Here is a 2260-nt window from a genome sequence, read left to right on the forward strand (position 1 = left end):
GCTTCGGGGGCGTCGTACCGCCGCCAGGCTTGTCGGGCTTGTCGGGCTTGGGGCGGTCGGACCCGGGCGTCGAGCTTCCGGGAGCGGTGGCGCCCGGTGTGGTGGCGCCCGGTGTGGTGGCGCCCGGTGTGGTGGGCGTGGGGCTCGCGCCCGCGCCGTCGTCGCTGCGGTTGCCGGGCAGCGTGCCGGTGCCGTCCGGGACCTCGTGCGTGCCCTTGCGGTAGTACTCCAGCCACCTCATGACGAGGTTCAGGTATTCCCGCGAGTTGTTGTAGCTGAGGATCGCGCGGTCGAGGTCGCCCTGCTGGGACAGGTCCCAGCTGTTGCGGCACAGGTAGTGGCCGGCGGCGAGCGCGGCGTCGTAGATGTTGTTGGGATCCTTCTTGCCGTCGTCGTTGCCGTCGCGGCCGGCCCAGGCCCAGGTGGAGGGGATGAACTGCATGGGGCCGACGGCCTGGTCGTACGAGCTGTTGCCGTCGTACGCGCCGTCGTCGGTGTCCCGGATGAGGGCGAAGCCGTTGCCGTCGAGCTGCGGGCCCAGGATCGGCTTGAGGGTGGTGCCGTCGGCGTCTACGCGGCCGCCGCGGGCCTGTCCCGACTCCACCCGGCCGATGGCGGCGAGGAGTTGCCAGGGCAGGTTGCAGCCGGGCTTGGCCTCGCGCAGCGCGGTCTCGGCCTTCTTGTAGGCGTCGAGGACGGTCGCGGGGATGCCGGCTTCCGTGACACCCGTGCCGCCCGGGCCGGGGCCCGTGGACGGTGACGGGTTCGGGCTCTTGAGCGGAGGCAGGTCCGTGTAGTACGGCGAGTTGCCGGTGGCGCTGCCGTCGGAGGCACTCGCTTCGGGTGAGGGGGTGGCGTCGGCAGCGGCCTGTCTGCCGTGGTCGTTCACACCCGGAGCCTGGGAAGCGGACAGGGCCGCGACCGCTACCGCGGCCACGGCGGTGGTCGCCGCCCCCTTGCGCAGCCTCCTGCCGAATTGCGCCGCCATAGAGTGAACCCCTCCCGTGGACGCCCGAGCGCCCGGTCTACGTCTGCAGTGTTCGCCCTGTTGTGACGATCCAACCGCCCGAGGGGTTGCCCTCCGACGGCCACAACTCTGTTCTCCCGCGTGCTCTGCTCTTTACCGCGTTCACCTGATCGACGCGCTCCCCGCGCGGCGACTCTGGCGACCCTACGGCAACTTCGTTTGCTCGGGCACCCGTTCGTGACCGATTTTCACCAGTTGGTCATGTGCGCCGCTTGACGTCGTCGGCGCAGCGGCATCCCGCATACTGGGCCACTGACCGCCGGGCTTCCCGGCCTGGTGCAACGACCGTCGCGAGGAGCCGAGTTGCCGTTCACACTGAGCCATGCGGCAGCCGTGCTGCCCGCCGTACGCACCGACGGCACCGGCCGGGGTCCGCTGGTGCCCGCCGTGCTCGTGGCGGGTTCTTTCGCGCCCGACATGACCTACTACGCGGCGAGTGTGCTGTCCGAGGCGATGGAGTTCGGTGACGTCACGCACGCACTCCCGGGTGTCTTCACGGTCGATGTGCTCATCGCCTGGGCGCTGGTGGGGCTGTGGCTGCTGGTGCGTGAGCCGCTCGTCGCGTTGCTGCCGCGTGCCCGGCAGGGGAGGGTGGCGGCCCTGTTGCGGTGCGGGGCGCCGCGCGAGCGGGTGCGGCCGTCGCTGGTGGCACGGTGGTACGTGTCCGCGGTGTTCGGTGCGCTGACCCATGTGGTGTGGGACGCGTTCACGCATCTCGACCGGTGGGGCATGCGGCTGTTTCCGGTGCTGGGCCGGGAGGTGGCGGGCTCGCCGCTGTACTGGTACCTGCAGTACGGCGGTTCGGCGGTGGCCGCGGTCGTGATCGCCGTGTTCGTGGCGCGTGCGCTGCGGCGGGTCCCCGTACGCGAGCCGGTGGGGGTCCCCGTCCTCGCCGTACGGGACCGGTGGACGGCCGCTGCCCTGATCGGCGGCTTCGCGCTGGCGGGGGCGGTTCAGCGGGCGTCGCGGTGGTGGGCGTACTGGGGCTCGGCCGCGAAGCCGTGGGAGATCATTCCGACGGTGTGCTTCGGCGCGGGCGCGGGACTCGCCCCGGCGCTGCTGCTCTACGCCGTGGGGGTCAGGGCGCGCCGTCCGGTTCCGGTCCCCACCGGTCCTGCCCCTGCCGCCGAGAAGGAGCCGAGCCGCCCGGCCGCTCGCTGAGCGTGCTGTCCGTCGTGATGTACACGGTGATGGTGGTGTGCGCGCGGCGGGGGCGTGGGAGCAGGGTGAGGA

General features: G+C 72.0%; 2 protein-coding genes. One reads left to right on the forward strand and one right to left on the reverse strand.

The window, feature by feature from the left end; all coding sequences use genetic code 11:
- A partial coding sequence (locus C1J00_RS42300; RefSeq protein WP_102914104.1) for a lytic transglycosylase domain-containing protein occupies positions 1 to 988 on the reverse strand: 988 nt, incomplete at its 3' end.
- A gap of 342 nt (positions 989 to 1330) precedes the next feature.
- Here C1J00_RS42300 and C1J00_RS42305 point away from each other — a divergent pair.
- Positions 1331 to 2188: a DUF4184 family protein gene (locus tag C1J00_RS42305; RefSeq protein ID WP_102914105.1), complete on the forward strand. Its 858-nt coding sequence runs from the start codon at positions 1331 to 1333 to the stop codon at positions 2186 to 2188.
- Positions 2189 to 2260 lie beyond the last annotated feature (72 nt).

Origin of the sequence: Streptomyces cahuitamycinicus, from assembly GCF_002891435.1 — a bacterium.
GTDB lineage: Bacteria > Actinomycetota > Actinomycetes > Streptomycetales > Streptomycetaceae > Streptomyces > Streptomyces cahuitamycinicus.